Source organism: Ruegeria sp. CDSA089 (assembly GCF_059612205.1).
In genome coordinates this window covers 556457-573848 of sequence record NZ_JBXWQD010000002.1, presented here as the reverse complement: position 1 = coordinate 573848, position 17392 = coordinate 556457, and the positions used below count along the sequence as shown (strand labels likewise).

The window sequence follows — 17392 nt, the reverse complement described above, 5'->3', positions numbered from 1 at the left end:
CGCCATCTCACAGCACAGTAGGCTGTATTCAGAGGACGGCAATGTAAACCCCATCGCAAACACGCCAAATCCAACCCCCGGACGCGCTAAACAACCCTGTTTTTCTACCGGGGAACAAGGCCCCTCACGAACTCGCTATCACCGTATGCGACTAAAGTCGTAGTGCTTGGGCTTGGCAGAAGATCATTTTGTGTACCATAGTGAACATGGGGAAGGCAGGGGAGAGCCTTCCGGGGAGGAATACGTGGCGAAGGCCGCTCATCAAATTGAAATGCCAATTGGCGTCGTCGTGCGCAAAACGCCCGGAGTCACTCGCTGGGCGAAATGGAACTGGCGCGCCGTCGCGGTTTTGCCCGGTGCCGGTCCTGCGGACTGGCACGAGATGCGCCGTGAAGGGGAGGCTGTAGAATACCACGCAGCAACCCTGCCTCTGACGTTGTGGGCGGATGAGACCGAGGCGTATATGGTCAACCTGTCCGACGGCACGCCCTCGATTTACCTTGTGCTGCGCGATGCATTGGACGGGCAGCGCCCTATGGATGCTGTGCTGGTTACAGCCTCACCCTACGAAGGGCAGGACTACGCGGATACTGGTGAAGAGATTGTCGAGAAAATTCCAATGACCGACGGGCTGATCGCCTGGGTGCGGGATTTCGCGTTGGAACATCACCGCGATGAAGTCTTCGTTAAACGCAAGCGCGACAAGAAACGCACTGATCTGGTCGAAGATGGCAAAGGCGATGCGCGCATCCGACAAACGTCTGATGTTTACCGCGCCCCGCGGAGGATCATCCAATGACCGAAGCCCGCGATTTCTGGTCCCGCCGCAAAGCCGCCGTTCAGGCCGAGGCTGAGGCCGAAGTAATCGCAGCCGAAGAACAGGTGATCGCAGATCAGCGCGCCGAGCTGGAAGAAAAAACCGACGGCGAGATTTTGGCCGAGCTCAACCTCCCCGATCCCGATCAGTTGCAAGCTGGTGACGATGTCTCGGGCTTTATGGCCAAAGCTGTCCCCGATCGACTTCGCCGCCGCGCCCTGCGCCGGTTGTGGCGGCTGAACCCGGTATTGGCCAATGTGGACGGCTTGGTGGATTATGGTGAGGACTACACCGACGCGGCCTGTGTGATCGAAAACCTTCAGACCGCCTATCAGGTCGGCAAGGGTATGCTTGCTCATGTCGAAGCGCTGGCCGCCAAGGCCGAAGCCGAGACGGAAGATTCCGATATCGAGGTCGAGGCCGAGGAACCTCAGCCAGAACCCGAAGAAATCGACCTGCCCGACCCAGAGCCCTTTCTCGTGGCTGAAATAGAACCAGACGCGCCGGAGGAGGCGGAAGTCGCCCCTGCCCCGCGCCGCATGAAATTTGAATTCGAAGGATAACCGAATGACCGCAAGTGAAGCGCAACAGATGGATGTCTCGGCCGAGGATCGCCTGCGCGCGGATTTCTACAACTTTCTGGGCCTGCTTCTGGCCGGTCCGCCAGATCAGATGCTTCTGGACCAGATGGTGGGCCTCAGCGGCGATGACAGCGATCTGGGTCGGGCTATTCAGGCGATGGCTCGGGTGGCCAAAGTCACCAAACCTGCGGCTGCTGAACGTGAGTTCAACGCACTGTTCATTGGGTTAGGACGCGGAGAGCTTCTGCCCTATGCCAGCTTTTACCTGACCGGATTCCTGAACGAGAAACCATTGGCTCAGCTGCGCAATGACATGGCTGTGCGCGGTATCACGCGGGCGAAAAACGTCTATGAACCCGAAGACAACATCGCCTCGTTGATGGAGATGATGGCGGGTATGATCGTCGGCCGGTTCGGCGCGCCCGCGTCATTGGAGGACCAGAAAGCGTTCTGGAACAAACATATCGGCCCTTGGGCCACGCATTTCTATTCAGATTTGGAAGGCGCCGAGAACTCGGTCCTCTATGCCTCGGTCGGCACTGCCGGACGGGTTTTCATGGAGATCGAGCGCGAAGCTTTCCGAATGTCGGCAGCGTGAAGCGTTGTCATTCGCCAGCGTCCCTTGCGGGGCGTTAAACTGCAAATGGGAAAGGAGACACCCATGAGCAAGACCAAGGAAGAAGGCGCAACGCGCCGCGACTTCCTCAAACTGGCCGGAACTGCAGCACCCGCTGCTGTCGCCGCAGCCAGCCTGACCGGACAGGCCGAAGCAGCCGAGCTGCCCACGGACGAAACCCGGATGCAGGACACTGCGCATACGCGCGCGTATCTGGAAAGCACCCGGTTCTAGGATCGGACGCCTTCACCACCCGACAGACGGTTGCGATTGGCCCTGACGTCGGTTTTGCGAAGTACCAAGCAGCCGTGGCTTACACGGCACGCAAGGGAGGAAAGTAATGCTTAGGAAAAAGACCAACGGGGTTGCGAGACGCCCCCAGCGGACAAGTATCCTGTCCCAGGTCGGCGAGAAAACCGTCGATCGCCGCGCATTCCTGCGTGGCTCGGGCCTGACGATCGGCGGCCTTGCCGCGATCAGCGCCACGGGTGGAACCGTGACGCCAGCCAGCGCCCAGACAGCGGCCAATCAGGCCGTCGAAAACATCAAATCCGTATGTACCCACTGCTCGGTCGGCTGTACAGTCGTTGCCGAAGTGCAGAACGGCGTCTGGGTCGGGCAAGAACCCGGCTGGGACAGCCCGTTCAACCTGGGTGCACACTGCGCCAAGGGGGCCTCGGTCCGCGAGCACGCCCATGGCGAGCGCCGCCTGAAGTACCCGATGAAAAAGGAAGGCGGAGAGTGGAAGCGCATCAGCTGGGAACAGGCGATCGACGAGATCGGCGACGGCATGATGAACATCCGCCAAGAATCCGGGCCGGACAGCGTGTACTGGCTGGGTTCTGCAAAACACAACAATGAACAGGCCTATCTGTTCCGCAAGTTCGCCGCCTACTGGGGCACGAACAACGTGGACCACCAGGCCCGTATCTGCCACTCGACCACTGTTGCTGGCGTTGCGAACACATGGGGCTATGGCGCCATGACCAACTCGTACAACGACATGCACAACAGCCGGGCCATCTTTATCATCGGTGGTAACCCGGCCGAGGCGCACCCCGTCTCGCTGCTGCATATCCTGCGTGCGAAAGAGCAGAACAACGCCCCTTTGATCGTTTGCGACCCGCGCTTTACGCGCACCGCGGCCCATGCGGATGAATATGTCCGTTTCCGCCCCGGCACCGACGTTGCACTGGTCTGGGGTATCCTGTGGCATATCTTTGACAACGGTTGGGAGGACAAAGAGTTCATCCGCACCCGTGTCTGGGGAATGGACCAGATCCGCGAAGAGGTTGCCAAGTGGACCCCGGATGAGGTTGAGCGCGTTACCGGTACGCCTGGCTCGCAGCTGCGTCGCGTCGCCCGGACAATGGTGAACAACCGTCCCGGCACCGTTGTATGGTGCATGGGTGGTACACAGCACACGAACGGCAACAACAACACCCGCGCCTACTGCGTGCTTCAGCTTGCGCTTGGCAACATGGGCACATCGGGCGGTGGCACCAACATCTTCCGCGGCCACGACAACGTGCAGGGCGCAACAGACCTTGGTGTTCTGTCCCACACCCTGCCCGGCTACTATGGCCTGTCCAAGGGTGCTTGGGGCCACTGGGCGCGTGTCTGGGGTGAAGACCCTGAATGGCTCGCGGGTCAGTTCGCCACGATCAAAGACAAGGAAGGCAAGGACAAGCCGCTTCAGAACGAGCGCGGCATCCCGGTCTCCCGTTGGATCGATGGTGTTCTGGAAGACCCAGCCAACATGGATCAGGACAATAATGTCCGTGCCATGGTTCTGTGGGGCCACGCGCCCAACTCGCAGACCCGGATGACGGAAATGAAGACGGCGATGGAGAAGCTGGACATGCTGGTCGTGATCGACCCGTATCCCACCGTCTCGGCTGTTCTGCATGACCGCACCGATGGTGTCTACCTGTTGCCTGCCTGTACGCAGTTCGAAACACGTGGTTCGGCCACGGCATCGAACCGGTCGCTGCAGTGGCGCGACAAGGTGGTTGATCCGCTGTTCGAAAGCTTGCCGGACGAGGTCATCATGGCCAAGTTCGCCAACAAGTTCGGCTGGGCAGACCGCTTCTTCCGCAATATCGAGATGGAAGATGCCGAGACCCCGAATGTTGAAAGCATCACGCGTGAATTCAACTCGGGCCTCTGGACCATCGGCTATACCGGGCAGTCGCCGGAACGTCTGAAAAGCCACATGGCAAACCAGCACACGTTCGACAGAACCACGCTGCAAGCCATTGGTGGACCCAACGACGGCGAGTATTACGGACTGCCGTGGCCCTGCTGGGGCACGCCGGAGATGGGTCATACGGGGACACCAAACCTCTATGACATGTCCAAGCCGGTGGCCGAAGGCGGCCTGACTTTCCGCGCCCGTTTCGGTGTGGAACGCGATGGTGACAACTTGCTGGCCGAAGGGGTCTATAGCGTTGGATCGGAAATTCAGGATGGTTATCCGGAATTCACGATGCAGATGCTGATGGATCTTGGCTGGGATGGCGATCTGACCGCCGAGGAACGCGCGGCGATTGACGCTGTTGCGGGTCCTGAAACCAACTGGAAGACCGACCTCTCCGGCGGTATCCAGCGGGTTGCGATCAAGCATGGCTGTGCGCCCTTCGGGAACGCCAAAGCCCGCGCGGTCGTCTGGACCTTCCCGGATCCGATCCCGCTGCATCGCGAGCCGCTCTATACCAACCGGCGCGATCTGGTGGAGGACTATCCGACCTACGAGGACCGTCAAGCCTATCGTCTGCCCACTCTTTATGCTTCGATCCAAAAGAACGACTTTTCAAAGGATTACCCGATAATCCTGACGTCTGGTCGTCTGGTCGAATATGAAGGTGGCGGTGATGAGACACGGTCCAACCCGTGGCTGGCCGAACTTCAGCAGGACATGTTCGTCGAGATCAATCCGCGCGATGCCAATAACCTTGGCATTCGGGACGGATCACAGGTCTGGGTCGAAGGTCCTGAGGGCGGAAAGGTCAAGGTGATGGCGATGCTGACCAACAGAGTTGGCGCCGGCGTGGCCTTTATGCCGTTCCACTTTGGCGGCCATTTTCAGGGCGAGGATCAGCGGCACAAATACCCCGCAGGTGCAGACCCCTATGTCTTGGGTGAAAGTTCCAACACCGCCCAGACCTATGGCTACGATTCAGTAACCCAGATGCAGGAGACCAAATGTACTCTCTGCAAGATCTCGGCAGCGTAAAGGAGGACGAAAATGGCTAGAGCAAAGTTTCTCTGCGACGCTGAACGCTGCATCGAGTGCAACGCCTGTGTCACCGCGTGTAAGAACGAGCACGAGGTGCCATGGGGCATCAACCGCCGCAGGGTGGTGACGATCAATGACGGCAACCCGGGCGAACGCTCGATCTCGGTGGCCTGTATGCATTGTTCGGATGCGCCTTGCATGGCGGTGTGCCCGGTCGACTGCTTCTATCAGAACGAAGAAGGTGTCGTCCTGCACTCCAAGGACCTGTGCATTGGCTGCGGCTATTGCTTCTACGCGTGCCCCTTCGGCGCGCCGCAATATCCGCAGGCGGGCAACTTCGGATCGCGCGGCAAGATGGACAAATGTACCTTCTGCGCCGGTGGTCCCGAAGAAACGCACTCGACCGCAGAGTTCGCCAAATACGGTCGCAATCGGATCGCCGAGGGCAAACTGCCCATCTGCGCCGAGATGTGTTCCACCAAGGCCCTGCTTGCCGGTGACGGCGACGTGGTCTCGGCCATCTACCGCGAGCGCGTTGTGGCGCGCGGGTTTGGCTCGGGCGCATGGGGTTGGGGCACCGCCTACGACCAGAAAGACGGCTAAGGTCTAACCGAAGCTCGACAGCCCCCTGCGCTAGGCCGGGGGCTGTCTTACTCTTGCCGGTGGCCGCCTGTCGGTCCCCGCATTTCCTGACGAAGGTGGGACGCTTATGACCAACGATATCTACTGGCTGTTGAAGCTGGATCTGAACGCGGAAAAACAGTCCGAGTTCGAAGCTCTGATGGCAGAAATGGTCGCCGCGACCCGTAACGAAACAGGTGCCAAAACCTATGAGTGGCACCAAAGCGACAACGCAATTCACATCTATGAACGGTACGCCAGTTCAGAAGATGCTATGATTCATATGCAGAATTTCGGGGCAAACTTCGCGGATCGGTTTATGTCTTTACTTACGCCGGTTCAGTTTGATGTCTACGGCCCCGCGAAAGACGACCTTCAGGCGGCCCTGTCCCCTGTCGGAGCCGTTTTTCACAAGCAGATCGGCGGCTTTGACCGCTGACACAACCAAGAATAGGGAGAGAACCCATGCGCCTGATCCAATTTCTGCTCGTCTCACTCTTCCTGACCGGAGCCGCATGGGCGCAGGACGCCCCGGAATCCCCGGCACCGGATCGCTCGGCCACCGGAGGGGCCACGACGCTTGAGGATATTCTGGCCCGTCAACGTGGCGAGAAAGTGGACAACACTTATCGCTCGGAAAACACTGGCCAAGGCAATGTCGAAGGTTTGCTGGGGCAGTTTGGCACTGCCGGTGTGGCTTCGGACAGTGATGTCTATCGCGCGCTTCGCTATGGGTCGGCGGATGTTACCGTGTCGTCTCAGGGGCCCGCAGCCAGTGTTCTGATCCAGGATGGCGGCATGTGGTGGTGGGCTTTCCGCACCGGACCGTTGCGCGAATACGGCAGCTACATCATTGCGGGCATGGCCGCCGTAATCCTGCTGTTCTTCCTGATCCGCGGTAAAATCCGCATTGATGGTGAGAAAACCGGGCGCACGGTCACGCGTTTCAATGGGTTTGAGCGGTTCGGCCATTGGCTTTTCGCCGGGTCCTTTCTGGTGCTTGGGTTTACGGGGCTGCTGACACTTTATGGGCGGGATTTCCTGATCCCGATCTTCGGAAAAGAAGGCTTCGCGACCATTGCGCAAGGGTGCAAGTGGCTACACAACAACCTCGCCTGGGCCTTTATGTTGGGGTTGATCATCGTGACGGTGAACTGGATCGCTCACAACATTCCCAACCGGACCGACCTAAAATGGCTGGCCGCGGGTGGCGGATTGTTCACCAAAGGCAGTCACCCGCCCGCCAAAAAGTTCAACGCCGGTCAAAAGGTTATCTTCTGGTCCTGCATCCTGCTGGGCGTGTCGATCAGCCTGTCAGGCCTGTCTCTGCTGTTCCCGTTCGAGATGCCTCTGTTTGCCAAAACCTTCCAGATCGCCAATACAACCGGCCTGCCACAGGCAATGGGTTTGAGCCTGCCTGTGCAGATGTCGCCGCAAGAGGAAATGCAATACGCGCAGGTTTGGCACGTGATGATCGCCTATGTCTTCATCGCCATCATCATCGCTCATATCTACCTCGGCTCGGTCGGTATGGAAGGCGCATTTGACGCCATGGGAACCGGCGAAGTCGAAGAGCAATGGGCACGCGAGCATCACTCGTTGTGGCTGGAGGAGGTCCAGGAAAAAGAGGCCAGCAAAGCGACGGCCTCGCCCGCCGAATAGATGCGCGGGTTGGTTCTGGCGCTGGCTTTACTGCCCCTGCCTGCTTTAGCTGAGTTTTATACGCTCAAAGGTCATGGCGGTCCGATCATGGGGATCGCCACGGCCCCCGATGGGCGGATCGCTACGGCAAGTTTCGACAACTCGGTCGGCATCTGGTCGGATCAAATGCCGGAATGGCTGGAAGGTCATGAGGCAGCTGTTAACGCAGTTGCTTTCAACGGCACTGCGATCTATTCCGCCGGCGACGACTTCACTCTGCGCCGCTGGCCCGGCGGTGAGGTTGTAGGACAGCACAAAGGCAAAATCGTACATATCGCTGCCTCGAAAACCCATGTGGCAACAGCCAGTTGGGATGGTACAATCGGGTTGTGGCCCGTGGATGGATCGGAACCAAAGACTCTGACGACCGGCAGCGGAGTGAATGCCGTGGCGTTTACGCCTGACGGCAACCAACTGTATTCAGCCGGTGTCGACGGGGCTTTGCGCTTGTGGGATGTGACCAGTGGGCAGGAAACCTTGCGGCTAGTTGAACATGGCTTTGGCATCAATGAGCTGGTGCTGAACACGCAGGACAACTGGATCGCCTATGGCGCTGTTGATGGTGTCACCCGCGTCCGCGACCTGACCACGGGCGAGGAACGTGACTTTACCCTCGACCGTCGCCCTATTCTGGCGCTAGCGCTCAGCCCTGATCGCAGCATGCTCGCTGTAGGCGACGGCGAGGGCTTCATCATGGTGGTCGACACGGAGGAGTGGCGCATCGCGCAAGATTTCCGCGCCACTTTGCGCGGTCCGGTCTGGGCGCTGGCTTTTTCACCCGATAGTCAGAACATCCACGCCGGCGGCATTGATGAGGCGATGTACAGTTGGCCGATCGCCAATCTGCGCGAGCAAGAACGGATGGCTGCGTCCGAGCCCAGCTTCCTCAAAAACCCCGATCAGATGAGCAATGGTGAGCGGCAGTTTGCCCGCAAATGCTCAATCTGTCACAGCCTGACCCCAGACGGGCAACGCCGCGCCGGTCCGACGCTGCATGGCGTCTTTGGCCGCCGGGCTGGAACACTGCCGGGATATTTCTATTCGGACACGCTGCAAGACTCTGATATCATTTGGAATGACGAGACCATAAATGCCCTTTTCGATGAGGGGCCCGACCACTACATTCCGGGGTCGAAGATGCCGATGCAGCGGATCACGCAGCCCAGCGACCGGGACGATCTGGTCGCCTTTCTGCGCCGCGCCACGGCACCGGAAAACTAACGCCGGAGGAGACAATGAAAGCCTTTCTAGCCGCCGTCGCCGCGATGGTCGTCATCGCGATCGCCGCCCCTGCTGTCCTGAACCAGATTGGATTCAGCGCAGCGGACGCCGGAACAGGATCAGCGGTGCGCTTGGACTGAATGCCCGAGTATCTGACCACCAAAGAACTGGCCGATCTGCTGCGCATCGGCGAGCGTAAGGCCTATGATCTGGCGTCTTCGGGCGAGGTACCCTGCGTGCGCGCGATGGGCAAACTTCTATTTCCCCGTTCCGAGGTTGTCGCCTGGTTGAATGCTTCACGCTCGGGTCCTCAGGTTGAAGATCCGCCCTTGCCTCCGATTGTGGCGGGCAGCCATGACCCGCTGTTGGACTGGGCCTTGCGGGAAAGCGGCTCGGGGTTGGCGACCTATTATGACGGCTCGTTTGACGGGCTGAACCGCCTAAAGGACCGTACTGCGCAGGCGGCGGCGTTGCATATTCATGAGGCAGACGGGTTCAACACCCAAGCCCTGCGCGACCATCTGGGCGAAGCACCGGTTGTTCTGTTTGAAATCGCTCAACGCCAGCGCGGTTTGTTGCTGGCCCCCGGCGTGTCTGACATCCAAAGCTTCGCGGACCTCAATGGTAGGCGCGTGATCCTGCGGCAAAGCTCTGCCGCCAGCCAAAGACTGTTCGACGCGCAGTTGGAGCATCACGGTATGACCCGCGCGGATCTGGACGCCCTGCCCACTTGCGCCCGCACAGAGGAAGAGCTGGCCATCGCCCTGCACGACAGCAAGGCCGAGGCCGGTTTTGGTCTGGGTGCGCTGGCGGGTCTCTATGATCTGGGCTTTAGCGCCACCCATACTGAACGGCTGGACCTTGCGATCTGGCGGCGCGCCTATTTCGATGACCCGATGCTGAAGCTGTTGGCCTTTGTTCAATCCGATCGCTTCGCGGCCCGCGCCGCCGAGTTCGGAGGGTACGACCTAGGCGGGCTGGGCACAATTCACCACAACGGCGCTAGCGGTTAAGACCCGTCGGCGTTGGGGAAAAACAACTGTTCTCCATCCAGTTTGTAGGACGCAATGGCCGCTTGCCCGTCCGGCCCGGTCAGCCAGTCGATAAACCGCTGACCCGCCGCTGCCCTTACGCTTGGGTGTTTTTCCGGGTTCACCAGAATGACGCCATACTGGTTGAACAGGCGCGGGTCGCCCTCGACCATGATCTCAAGCTCGCCCCGGTTGCCAAAGGATTGCCAGGTGGCGCGGTCGGTCAGGACATAGGCGTTCATCCCGCTGGCGACGTTCAATGTGGCCCCCATGCCGGACCCGGTCTCACGATACCACGCACCGGATGCGCCCGTCGGATCTAAATTGGTCGCCGCCCAATGGCGCATCTCGGCCTTGTGCGTCCCGCTGTCATCCCCGCGCGAGGCAAAGGGGGCTTCGGCCTCGGCCACGGCGGTCAGGGCCGCAACAATATCGTCGCCGTCCTTTACTTTGGCCGGGTCCGATTTGGGGCCGACCAGCACGAAGTCATTATACATCACGCCAAACCGCTCAACGCCCCAGCCATCGGCGACGAACTGTTCCTCGGCGGGTTTGGAGTGAACCAGCAGAACGTCTCCGTCCCCGTTCACAGCGTTTCGGATTGCCTGTCCAGTACCGACGGCCACAACGCGCACATCGATTCCGGTTTCAGCCTCGAACCCCGGCAGGATATAGTCCAACAGGCCCGAATTCTGCGTCGACGTGGTGGATTGCACAACGATGAACGGGGCCTCGGCCCACACAGGGGCCATCAAGCCAAGCGATACCAATGCAGCCCGAAGAAAATCTCGGATCATCCAGATCTCCATAGTTTGAGTTAGGTCACCAGCCCACCAGCAAGATAACGACGCGCGGCGTCGCTTTGCGGGGCGTCCAAAACTTGTCTGGCAACCCCGTGTTCAACCACATGGCCGCCTTGCATCATAACGACATCCACTGCAAGGCGACGCGCCTGACCGATATCATGTGTAACCATGACGAGCCGAACACCACGGCGCGAGGCGCGCTGGATCATGCGTTCGATCATCTGCGTGGCACTCGGGTCCAGAGCGCTGGTGGGTTCATCCAAAAACAATGTTTCGGGCTCCAACGCCAACGCACGCAAAATGGCCAACCGCTGCGCCTCGCCCCCAGACAATGAACGAGCGGGCTGCCGCCCTTTGCCGTCCAATCCACCCTCGGCCAACAGGTCTTCGATCCGTGCTTTTCGCTCGCGGCGAGGCAGACCCTTCCGTTTCAGAACAAAGTCAAGATTTCCAGCTACAGAACGACGCAGAAGCACCGGCTGTTGAAACACCATCGCCTGCCGAGATTTGTGCACGCCAGACAAAGCCACGCCGTCCTGTTCGATCCGCCCCCGGTCAGGCGAGATCAAACCATGCAAGCAACGCAGCAACAGGCTTTTCCCAGCCCCGTTCGGCCCAAGGATCAGCGTCGGCCCGGGCCCGTCCAAAGACAAATGCGCAACGTTTAGAAGGACCTTTCCCTTGCGTGATATCTTCACGTCCCGAACCGTCAGGCTGCTGGCCATGTCACACACCAGATCACGCATGGCGCAACCCCTCCTGCTCGGCGCGCAGGCTGACGGTGCTGACCATGGCGTTCACGGCCACCGCAATCCCGATCAGGATTGCGCCCAACGCCAGCGCCAGTGCCAGATTGCCTTTCGAGGTTTCAAGCGCGATGGTCGTGGTCATCACCCGCGTCACATGGTTGATGTTGCCGCCAACGATGATCACCGCGCCCACCTCGGCAATGGCACGTCCGAACCCGGCCAACAGCGCAGTCACCAGCGCCAGGCGTGCATCCCACAGCAACACCGGCACCGAGGCCAAACGCGACACCCCGAGCGAGCGTAGCTGTTCCGAATATTCCTCGGCCAGCATCTCGATCACTTGCCGGGTCAGCGCGGCCACAATAGGTGTCACCAGAACAACCTGTGCGATGATCATTGCGGTCGGGGTATAGAGCAACTCCAGAACACCCAGCGGCCCGGAGCGGGACAACATCAGATAGACCAACAAGCCAACAACAACCGGCGGGAAGCCCATCAGAGCATTCATCAGCACGATCAACATCCGCCGTCCCGTAAAGCGCGCAACGGCTAAAGCCGCGCCCACGGGCATCCCGATCAGGGCAGAAATCAATACAGCGAAGACGGAAACTTTGAGCGACAACAGCACAATCGCCCACAGCTCTGAATCCCCTGTCAGGATCAGACCCAAGGCTGAATTGAATTCTGATGCAAATCCTTGCATAATTTTCCATCCAGTCGCGACTTCGTATGAAATGCGATAATTTACAAAGGAATACTAAGTCATTTCCCGGCTAAGTACACACACTTTTCCGACATCAGAAACGCAAAACGCGGCCCCAACCGGGGCCGCGCTCAATTCGGTTTAAACCGGGCTTAGTTCAGCGCTGCGTCGGTGATCTTGTGGGTCCACGCCCCCTCAGGCTGTTGGGTGATGACCGGATCAGAACCACCGGCCAGCAGAGTACCCACGGTCCGCTCAAAGTCCGCCGGGTCCAAAGCGCCATTCGACCCTGCGGTCAGCTTGGCGATCTCACCCATCATGCGCTTTTGGTGTTTTTCGGTCTGCGCTCCGGTCGCGTCATTGTCCAACACGATCTCGGCGGCCTCATCCGGGTTCTCCTCGGCGTATTTCCAGCCTTTCATCGAGGCACGGACGAACCGTTCCATCTTGTCGACAAAGGCTTCGTCGCTCAGGTTTTCTTCCAGTACGTAGAGGCCGTCTTCAAGCGTGGCGACACCCTGATCTTCGTACTTGAAGGTCACAAGCTCATCGGGATTTACGCCCGCGTCGATCACCTGCCAGTACTCGTTATACGTCATGGTGCTGATGCAATCGGCCTGGCGCTGCAGCAGAGGATCAACGTTGAAACCTTGCTTGAGGACCTCAACCCCACTCTCACCCTTGCCGCCAGTGTCGATGCCTAGCTGGCTCATCCAGCTCATGAAAGGGAATTCGTTACCAAAGAACCAGACACCCAGCGTGCGGTTCTTAAGGTCATCCGGCGATGCAATACCGGCATCCTTCCAGCAGGTCAGCATCATGCCCGAGCTTTTAAATGGCTGCGCGATGTTTACCAGCGGCAGACCCTTTTCACGTGCGGCCAGCGCAGCAGGCATCCATTCGACGGTCACATCCGCGCCGCCCCCCGCGATCACCTGAGTTGGAGCGATGTCGGGGCCGCCGGGCAAAATGGTAACGTCCAGCCCTTCTTCCTCGTAGAACCCCTTATCGGCGGCCACATAGTAGCCCGCAAATTGCGCCTGCGTGACCCATTTCAGCTGCAATGTCACCTCATCGGCGGACCATGCGGCACCGGCGGTCAGGCCAAAGGCGGCAACCGCCCCGCTGAGTAGCTTTTTCATCTTCATGTCTCCTAGTTGCTGTTTATGCCCCGTTGTCGGGGTCTGTTGAATTCCTATCCTCGTTGCGACGGATGCCAGAAGGTCACCGCCTTTTCCGCCGCCGCGACAAGGCCATAAAACACGGTCCCGGCCAGCGCGGCTACGGCGATCTCGGCCCAGACAAGGTCGATCGACAGGCTGCCAACACCGGTCGAAATCCGAAACCCCATGCCGCGTGTGGGTGAACCGAAATACTCGGCCACAATCGCCCCGATCAAAGCAAGCGTGGTTGCAATCTTCAACCCATTGAACACAAAGGGCATCGCCGCTGGCAAGCGCAGTTTCCACAAGGTCTGCCAATACCCGGCCGCATAGGTCCGCATCAGGTCACGCTGCATCGCATCCGCTTCGCGCAGACCCTGCACGGTGTTCACCAGAATTGGAAAGAACACCATGACCACGACAACCGCCGCTTTCGAGTGCCAATCGAACCCGAACCAACTGACCAGAATTGGCGCGATCCCGACAATGGGCAGCGCCGCCGCGAAATTCCCGATGGGTAGCAGACCACGCGTCAGAAAAGCCGAGCGGTCAATGGCAACCGAACAAGCAAAAGCCGCAGCACACCCGATCACAAATCCCGTCAGCGCGCCCTTGAAGACGGTTTGCTTGAAGTCTTCCCACAAAATGCCGGACGATTGTACAAAGGCTGTCCCCACATCTGAAGGTGGTGGCAGGATAACCGGCGAAACACCCAGCCCGCGCACCAGCCCCTCCCAAAGCACCAACAGCGTGATGCCGAACAGAACCGGTACAAAAATGCGGGCCGCACGGGTTTTGCGATAGGACGAGATGGCCAGCCGGTAGTTCACGATCCAGGCCAAGCCCCAGAAAAGCAAAGCAAAGGATAGCCAGGTCATGCGTTCAACCCCATCCGGCGCAGGGCCAGTCGCTGCAGCAGATCCAACAGTGTCACCAGCAAGCCCGCCAGAATGGCGGCAGCCAGCAGGGCCGCCCAGATGGCCAGAGGAGTTCCGAACTGGTCTCCGATCAGGATTCTGGCACCAAGACCTGACACAGCCCCCGTCGGCAACTCGCCCACAATCGTGCCAACCAATGCAGCCGCGATCCCGACCTTGAGCGACGTGAACAGATACGGCACCGAGGATGGCAGCCGAAGTTTAAAGAACCCCTGCGCGCCCGAGGCGTTATATGTCTTCAACAAATCCAGTTGCGGCAGCGATGGCGACCTTAGCCCCTTCACCATCCCCACCAGCACCGGGAAGTAACACAGATAGGCCGAGATTACCGCCTTGGGCACCCCGCGCCCCTCGATCCCTAGCTGAGAGCTGACGACGATAATCATCGGCGCCAGCGCCACAATCGGGATGGTCTGGCTTATAATCGCCCATGGCATTAGGCTCATATCCGCGACACGTGAATAGACGATGGCCACGGCCGCCAAAATGCCCAGCGTTGTCCCAAGCAGAAAACCCCACAGCGTGGATTTCAGCGTGATTCCAGCATGGTAGATCAGCGACCGTTTCGAGAATGCACGACCCTTGGCCACCATCTCACCGGTCGTTTTCCACAGCTCCTGCCCAACCTGTCCGGGGGTCGGCAGCCGTGGGCGTTCCAGCGCATAGCCGCCGGAAATCGCTCCGGGGTTTGACGCCATCAGAACCCAGACCGAAGTCTCTCGCCGTTCGCGCGACGTTTCAGGTGTCACTACCTGCCCCGCGCGCTCGGCCTGATCCAGCGAAATACGAATGTTCATCGGGGCCACTGCTGCGTACCACAGCGCGACAATTGCCGCGAGCACCACCAAGATAGGCACCAAGTTCTTCATCGCGCGTCCCGCAGTCTGGTTGCCTTAGTCATCATAGGAATGCCCCGCCCGCAGCCCTTCGCGCACGCGATGTGCAACCTCGATAAATTCCGGCGTGTCACGAATATCCAAAGGCCGCTCTTTGGGCAGAGGGCTGTCGATCACATCGGTGATCCGACCGGGCCGAGGGCTCATAACCACGATCTTAGTGCTGAGATAGACTGCTTCGGGGATCGAGTGCGTCACGAAACCGATGGTCTTTTCAGTCCGCGCCCATAGCGCCAGAAGCTGCTCGTTCAGGTGATCGCGTACAATCTCATCCAGAGCGCCAAAGGGTTCGTCCATCAACAGGATATCGGCATCAAACGCCAAGGCCCGCGCGATACTGGCCCGCTGCTGCATCCCGCCCGAAAGCTGCCACGGAAATTTTCCACCAAACCCTTCCAGATCAACAAGTTCCAGAACTTTCTTCACGCGCTCTTCTTGCTCTGTGGCGGTATAACCCATGATCTCGAGCGGCAATTTGATGTTCTTGGAGATGGTCCGCCACGGATACAGCCCCGCGGCCTGAAACACATATCCATAGGCGCGCTTGCGCCGCGCCTCGTCAGGGGTCATGCCATTGACGGTCAGCGTTCCCCCGGTCGGCGTCTCGAGAGCTGCGATACAGCGCAAGAAAGTGGTTTTGCCACAGCCCGAGGGGCCGATAAAACTGACGAAATCCCCCTTATCGATGGTCAGGTTCACGTCTTTCAACGCGTGGATCGGACCGTCATTGGTTTGGAAGGTGAGATCGAGTTGCCTTGCCTCGATCACACTCTGGGTCGTGCTTTCTGTAGTCATTCCATTACCTTGAAAAGGTTTCGCTTTGGGGCCCCCAGAGGACACCCCCGCAAATCACACACCCGTCGCTGGAATACCCGTCCGCTCGACCGGACGCGGCGCGGTCAGCTCTTTCCAGGTACTCAGCGCTTTGTTCACATGGGTATTGGCCTCGCGCGCCACAAATTTCCCATGTCCTTCCTGTGTCTGGATCTCACCATCATGAACAGCAATCGAACCACGGGTTAGCGTGAACCGGGGCAACCCGCGTACTTCCTTGCCTTCAAACACGTTGTAGTCGATCGAAGACTGCTGCGTTTGGGCTGAAATCACCTTGGCTTTGTCCGGGTCCCACACAACGATATCCGCATCCGCGCCAACCAAAATGGCACCCTTTTTCGGATAGCAATTCAATATCTTGGCGATGTTTGTCGAAGTTACTGCCACAAATTCGTTCGGCGTCAGCCGCCCGGTGTTTACTCCATGAGTCCACAGCATTGGCATCCGATCTTCCAGCCCGCCTGTCCCGTTGGGGATCTTGGTAAAATCGCCCACGCCATATCGCTTCTGCTCGGTAGTAAAGGCGCAATGGTCGGTGGCCACTACGCTCAGCGTGCCCGATTGCAAACCATTCCACAGACTGTCCTGATGCTGCATGTTCCGGAACGGAGGGCTCATGACCCGCCGCGCTGCATGCTCCCAATCATGGTGGAAATATTCGCTTTCATCCAAGGTCAGGTGCTGGATCAAAGGCTCGCCCCACACCCGTTTGCCCTGCATCTTGGCCCGGCGAATGGCCTCATGCGCTTCTTCGCACGAGGTATGAACTACATACAAAGGCACGCCCGCCATATCGGCGATCATGATGGCGCGGTTTGTCGCTTCACCTTCGACCTGCGGCGGGCGGGAATAGGCATGCGCCTCAGGCCCTGTATTGCCCTCGGCCAGCAGCTTAGCACTCAGCTCGGCCACCACATCACCGTTCTCGGCATGCACCATCGCGGTACCGCCCAACTCGGCCAGACGCTTGAACGAGGCGAACAACTCATCATCATTCACCATCAACGCACCCTTATAGGCCATGAAATGCTTGAAAGTGTTGATCCCGCGCGTCTCGATGACAGTCTTGATGTCATCAAACACCTGCTCACCCCACCAGGTCACCGCCATGTGGAACGAATAGTCACAATTCGCCCGCGTCGATTTATTGTCCCAACGCTTCAGTGCATCCAGCAGGCTTTCCCCCGGATTAGGCAGCGCAAAATCCACCACCATCGTGGTGCCGCCAGCCAAAGCCGCCCGGGTTCCGCTTTCGAAATCATCGCTGGAATAGGTGCCCATGAACGGCATCTCAAGATGCGTATGCGGATCAATCCCGCCCGGCATCACATAGCAACCGGTCGCGTCCAGTTCCTTATCACCTTTCAGATCCTGACCGATTTCGGTGATCACGCCACCTTCAACCATCACATCCGCCTTGTAAGTCAAATCGGCGGTCACAACGGTTCCGTTCTTGATCACAGTGCTCATTTCAATC

The 17392-nt window shown here is 59.1% G+C and carries 19 protein-coding genes; 11 read left to right on the top strand and 8 right to left on the bottom strand.

Annotation, left to right across the window (positions count from 1 at the left end; all coding sequences use genetic code 11):
• Window positions 1–244 precede the first annotated feature (244 nt).
• The 11 genes from AC2FJ6_RS08515 to AC2FJ6_RS08465 all read left to right on the top strand — a co-directional run bounded on the left by AC2FJ6_RS08515 (window position 245) and on the right by AC2FJ6_RS08465 (window position 9808).
• Window positions 245–799, top strand: coding sequence for a DUF3305 domain-containing protein (locus AC2FJ6_RS08515; RefSeq protein ID WP_170769481.1), 555 nt, complete (start codon window positions 245–247; stop codon window positions 797–799).
• A complete protein-coding gene (locus AC2FJ6_RS08510; RefSeq protein WP_170769480.1) occupies window positions 796–1380 on the top strand; it encodes a DUF3306 domain-containing protein in 585 nt (194 codons plus the stop codon). The genes AC2FJ6_RS08515 and AC2FJ6_RS08510 overlap by 4 nt, the downstream gene beginning before the upstream one ends.
• A 4-nt stretch (window positions 1381–1384) precedes the next feature.
• On the top strand, window positions 1385–1996 hold the full coding sequence (locus AC2FJ6_RS08505) for a TorD/DmsD family molecular chaperone (protein ID WP_170769479.1): 612 nt from the start codon (window positions 1385–1387) through the stop codon (window positions 1994–1996).
• Window positions 1997–2059: 63 nt separating this feature from the next.
• Window positions 2060–2248, top strand: a complete 189-nt coding sequence (locus tag AC2FJ6_RS08500; RefSeq protein ID WP_170352882.1) for a ubiquinol-cytochrome c reductase iron-sulfur subunit N-terminal domain-containing protein — start codon at window positions 2060–2062, stop codon at window positions 2246–2248.
• A gap of 106 nt (window positions 2249–2354) precedes the next feature.
• Complete coding sequence (locus AC2FJ6_RS08495) at window positions 2355–5249, top strand: formate dehydrogenase subunit alpha (RefSeq protein WP_170769478.1); 2895 nt, start codon at window positions 2355–2357, stop codon at window positions 5247–5249.
• Window positions 5250–5261: 12 nt separating this feature from the next.
• Entirely contained in the window at window positions 5262–5855 is a 594-nt protein-coding gene (gene fdh3B, locus AC2FJ6_RS08490) for a formate dehydrogenase FDH3 subunit beta (protein ID WP_037307340.1), read from the top strand.
• Window positions 5856–5961: 106 nt separating this feature from the next.
• Window positions 5962–6312 (top strand): putative quinol monooxygenase, encoded by a 351-nt coding sequence (locus AC2FJ6_RS08485; protein ID WP_170784485.1) that lies wholly within the window; start codon window positions 5962–5964, stop codon window positions 6310–6312.
• A 26-nt stretch (window positions 6313–6338) separates the two neighbouring features.
• Window positions 6339–7535, top strand: coding sequence for a formate dehydrogenase subunit gamma (locus AC2FJ6_RS08480; RefSeq protein ID WP_496668814.1), 1197 nt, complete (start codon window positions 6339–6341; stop codon window positions 7533–7535).
• A complete protein-coding gene (locus AC2FJ6_RS08475) occupies window positions 7536–8795 on the top strand; it encodes a c-type cytochrome (RefSeq protein ID WP_170769475.1) in 1260 nt (419 codons plus the stop codon). It abuts the gene before it with no gap.
• Between the two features lie 14 nt (window positions 8796–8809).
• Window positions 8810–8935: a hypothetical protein gene (locus tag AC2FJ6_RS08470; protein WP_269149758.1), complete on the top strand. Its 126-nt coding sequence runs from the start codon at window positions 8810–8812 to the stop codon at window positions 8933–8935.
• Window positions 8936–9808: a substrate-binding domain-containing protein gene (locus AC2FJ6_RS08465; protein WP_170769474.1), complete on the top strand. Its 873-nt coding sequence runs from the start codon at window positions 8936–8938 to the stop codon at window positions 9806–9808. It abuts the gene before it with no gap.
• Here AC2FJ6_RS08465 and AC2FJ6_RS08460 read toward each other — a convergent pair.
• From AC2FJ6_RS08460 to hydA, 8 genes are all read right to left on the bottom strand, one after another.
• Window positions 9805–10623 carry an ABC transporter substrate-binding protein gene (locus AC2FJ6_RS08460; RefSeq protein ID WP_170769473.1) on the bottom strand — a complete coding sequence of 273 codons (819 nt, stop codon included), beginning with the start codon at window positions 10621–10623 and terminating at the stop codon, window positions 9805–9807. The genes AC2FJ6_RS08465 and AC2FJ6_RS08460 overlap by 4 nt on opposite strands.
• A 20-nt stretch (window positions 10624–10643) precedes the next feature.
• A complete protein-coding gene (locus tag AC2FJ6_RS08455; protein ID WP_170769472.1) occupies window positions 10644–11378 on the bottom strand; it encodes an ATP-binding cassette domain-containing protein in 735 nt (244 codons plus the stop codon).
• Window positions 11371–12084, bottom strand: a complete 714-nt coding sequence (locus tag AC2FJ6_RS08450) for an ABC transporter permease (protein ID WP_496668812.1) — start codon at window positions 12082–12084, stop codon at window positions 11371–11373. Before AC2FJ6_RS08450 ends, AC2FJ6_RS08455 begins: the two co-directional genes overlap by 8 nt.
• 152 nt (window positions 12085–12236) lie before the next feature.
• Window positions 12237–13226, bottom strand: a complete 990-nt coding sequence (locus AC2FJ6_RS08445; protein WP_170788515.1) for an ABC transporter substrate-binding protein — start codon at window positions 13224–13226, stop codon at window positions 12237–12239.
• Between the two features lie 53 nt (window positions 13227–13279).
• The gene (locus AC2FJ6_RS08440) at window positions 13280–14125 is read right to left on the bottom strand and encodes an ABC transporter permease (protein ID WP_496668810.1); all 846 of its coding nucleotides are present in this window, start codon (window positions 14123–14125) and stop codon (window positions 13280–13282) included.
• Window positions 14122–15054, bottom strand: a complete 933-nt coding sequence (locus AC2FJ6_RS08435) for an ABC transporter permease (RefSeq protein ID WP_170769468.1) — start codon at window positions 15052–15054, stop codon at window positions 14122–14124. The genes AC2FJ6_RS08440 and AC2FJ6_RS08435 overlap by 4 nt, the downstream gene beginning before the upstream one ends.
• A 24-nt stretch (window positions 15055–15078) precedes the next feature.
• The gene (locus AC2FJ6_RS08430; protein ID WP_170769467.1) at window positions 15079–15876 is read right to left on the bottom strand and encodes an ABC transporter ATP-binding protein; all 798 of its coding nucleotides are present in this window, start codon (window positions 15874–15876) and stop codon (window positions 15079–15081) included.
• Between the two features lie 54 nt (window positions 15877–15930).
• Window positions 15931–17385: a dihydropyrimidinase gene (hydA, locus tag AC2FJ6_RS08425; protein ID WP_170769466.1), complete on the bottom strand. Its 1455-nt coding sequence runs from the start codon at window positions 17383–17385 to the stop codon at window positions 15931–15933.
• Between the last annotated feature and the right edge of the window lie 7 nt (window positions 17386–17392).

What these genes read in the sequence shown, in the direction of transcription:
- AC2FJ6_RS08480 (WP_496668814.1), top strand. Translation starts at nt 6,339, where the DNA reads ATGCGCCTGATCCAATTTCTGCTCGTCTCACTCTTCCTGACCGGAGCC.
- AC2FJ6_RS08500 (WP_170352882.1), top strand. Translation starts at nt 2,060, where the DNA reads ATGAGCAAGACCAAGGAAGAAGGCGCAACGCGCCGCGACTTCCTCAAA.
- AC2FJ6_RS08470 (WP_269149758.1), top strand. Translation starts at nt 8,810, where the DNA reads ATGAAAGCCTTTCTAGCCGCCGTCGCCGCGATGGTCGTCATCGCGATC.
- hydA (WP_170769466.1), bottom strand. Translation starts at nt 17,385, where the DNA reads ATGAGCACTGTGATCAAGAACGGAACCGTTGTGACCGCCGATTTGACT.
- AC2FJ6_RS08460 (WP_170769473.1), bottom strand. Translation starts at nt 10,623, where the DNA reads ATGATCCGAGATTTTCTTCGGGCTGCATTGGTATCGCTTGGCTTGATG.
- AC2FJ6_RS08455 (WP_170769472.1), bottom strand. Translation starts at nt 11,378, where the DNA reads ATGCGTGATCTGGTGTGTGACATGGCCAGCAGCCTGACGGTTCGGGAC.
- AC2FJ6_RS08475 (WP_170769475.1), top strand. Translation starts at nt 7,536, where the DNA reads ATGCGCGGGTTGGTTCTGGCGCTGGCTTTACTGCCCCTGCCTGCTTTA.
- AC2FJ6_RS08495 (WP_170769478.1), top strand. Translation starts at nt 2,355, where the DNA reads ATGCTTAGGAAAAAGACCAACGGGGTTGCGAGACGCCCCCAGCGGACA.
- AC2FJ6_RS08440 (WP_496668810.1), bottom strand. Translation starts at nt 14,125, where the DNA reads ATGACCTGGCTATCCTTTGCTTTGCTTTTCTGGGGCTTGGCCTGGATC.
- AC2FJ6_RS08450 (WP_496668812.1), bottom strand. Translation starts at nt 12,084, where the DNA reads ATGCAAGGATTTGCATCAGAATTCAATTCAGCCTTGGGTCTGATCCTG.
- AC2FJ6_RS08485 (WP_170784485.1), top strand. Translation starts at nt 5,962, where the DNA reads ATGACCAACGATATCTACTGGCTGTTGAAGCTGGATCTGAACGCGGAA.
- AC2FJ6_RS08505 (WP_170769479.1), top strand. Translation starts at nt 1,385, where the DNA reads ATGACCGCAAGTGAAGCGCAACAGATGGATGTCTCGGCCGAGGATCGC.
- fdh3B (WP_037307340.1), top strand. Translation starts at nt 5,262, where the DNA reads ATGGCTAGAGCAAAGTTTCTCTGCGACGCTGAACGCTGCATCGAGTGC.
- AC2FJ6_RS08435 (WP_170769468.1), bottom strand. Translation starts at nt 15,054, where the DNA reads ATGAAGAACTTGGTGCCTATCTTGGTGGTGCTCGCGGCAATTGTCGCG.
- AC2FJ6_RS08510 (WP_170769480.1), top strand. Translation starts at nt 796, where the DNA reads ATGACCGAAGCCCGCGATTTCTGGTCCCGCCGCAAAGCCGCCGTTCAG.
- AC2FJ6_RS08430 (WP_170769467.1), bottom strand. Translation starts at nt 15,876, where the DNA reads ATGACTACAGAAAGCACGACCCAGAGTGTGATCGAGGCAAGGCAACTC.
- AC2FJ6_RS08465 (WP_170769474.1), top strand. Translation starts at nt 8,936, where the DNA reads ATGCCCGAGTATCTGACCACCAAAGAACTGGCCGATCTGCTGCGCATC.
- AC2FJ6_RS08445 (WP_170788515.1), bottom strand. Translation starts at nt 13,226, where the DNA reads ATGAAAAAGCTACTCAGCGGGGCGGTTGCCGCCTTTGGCCTGACCGCC.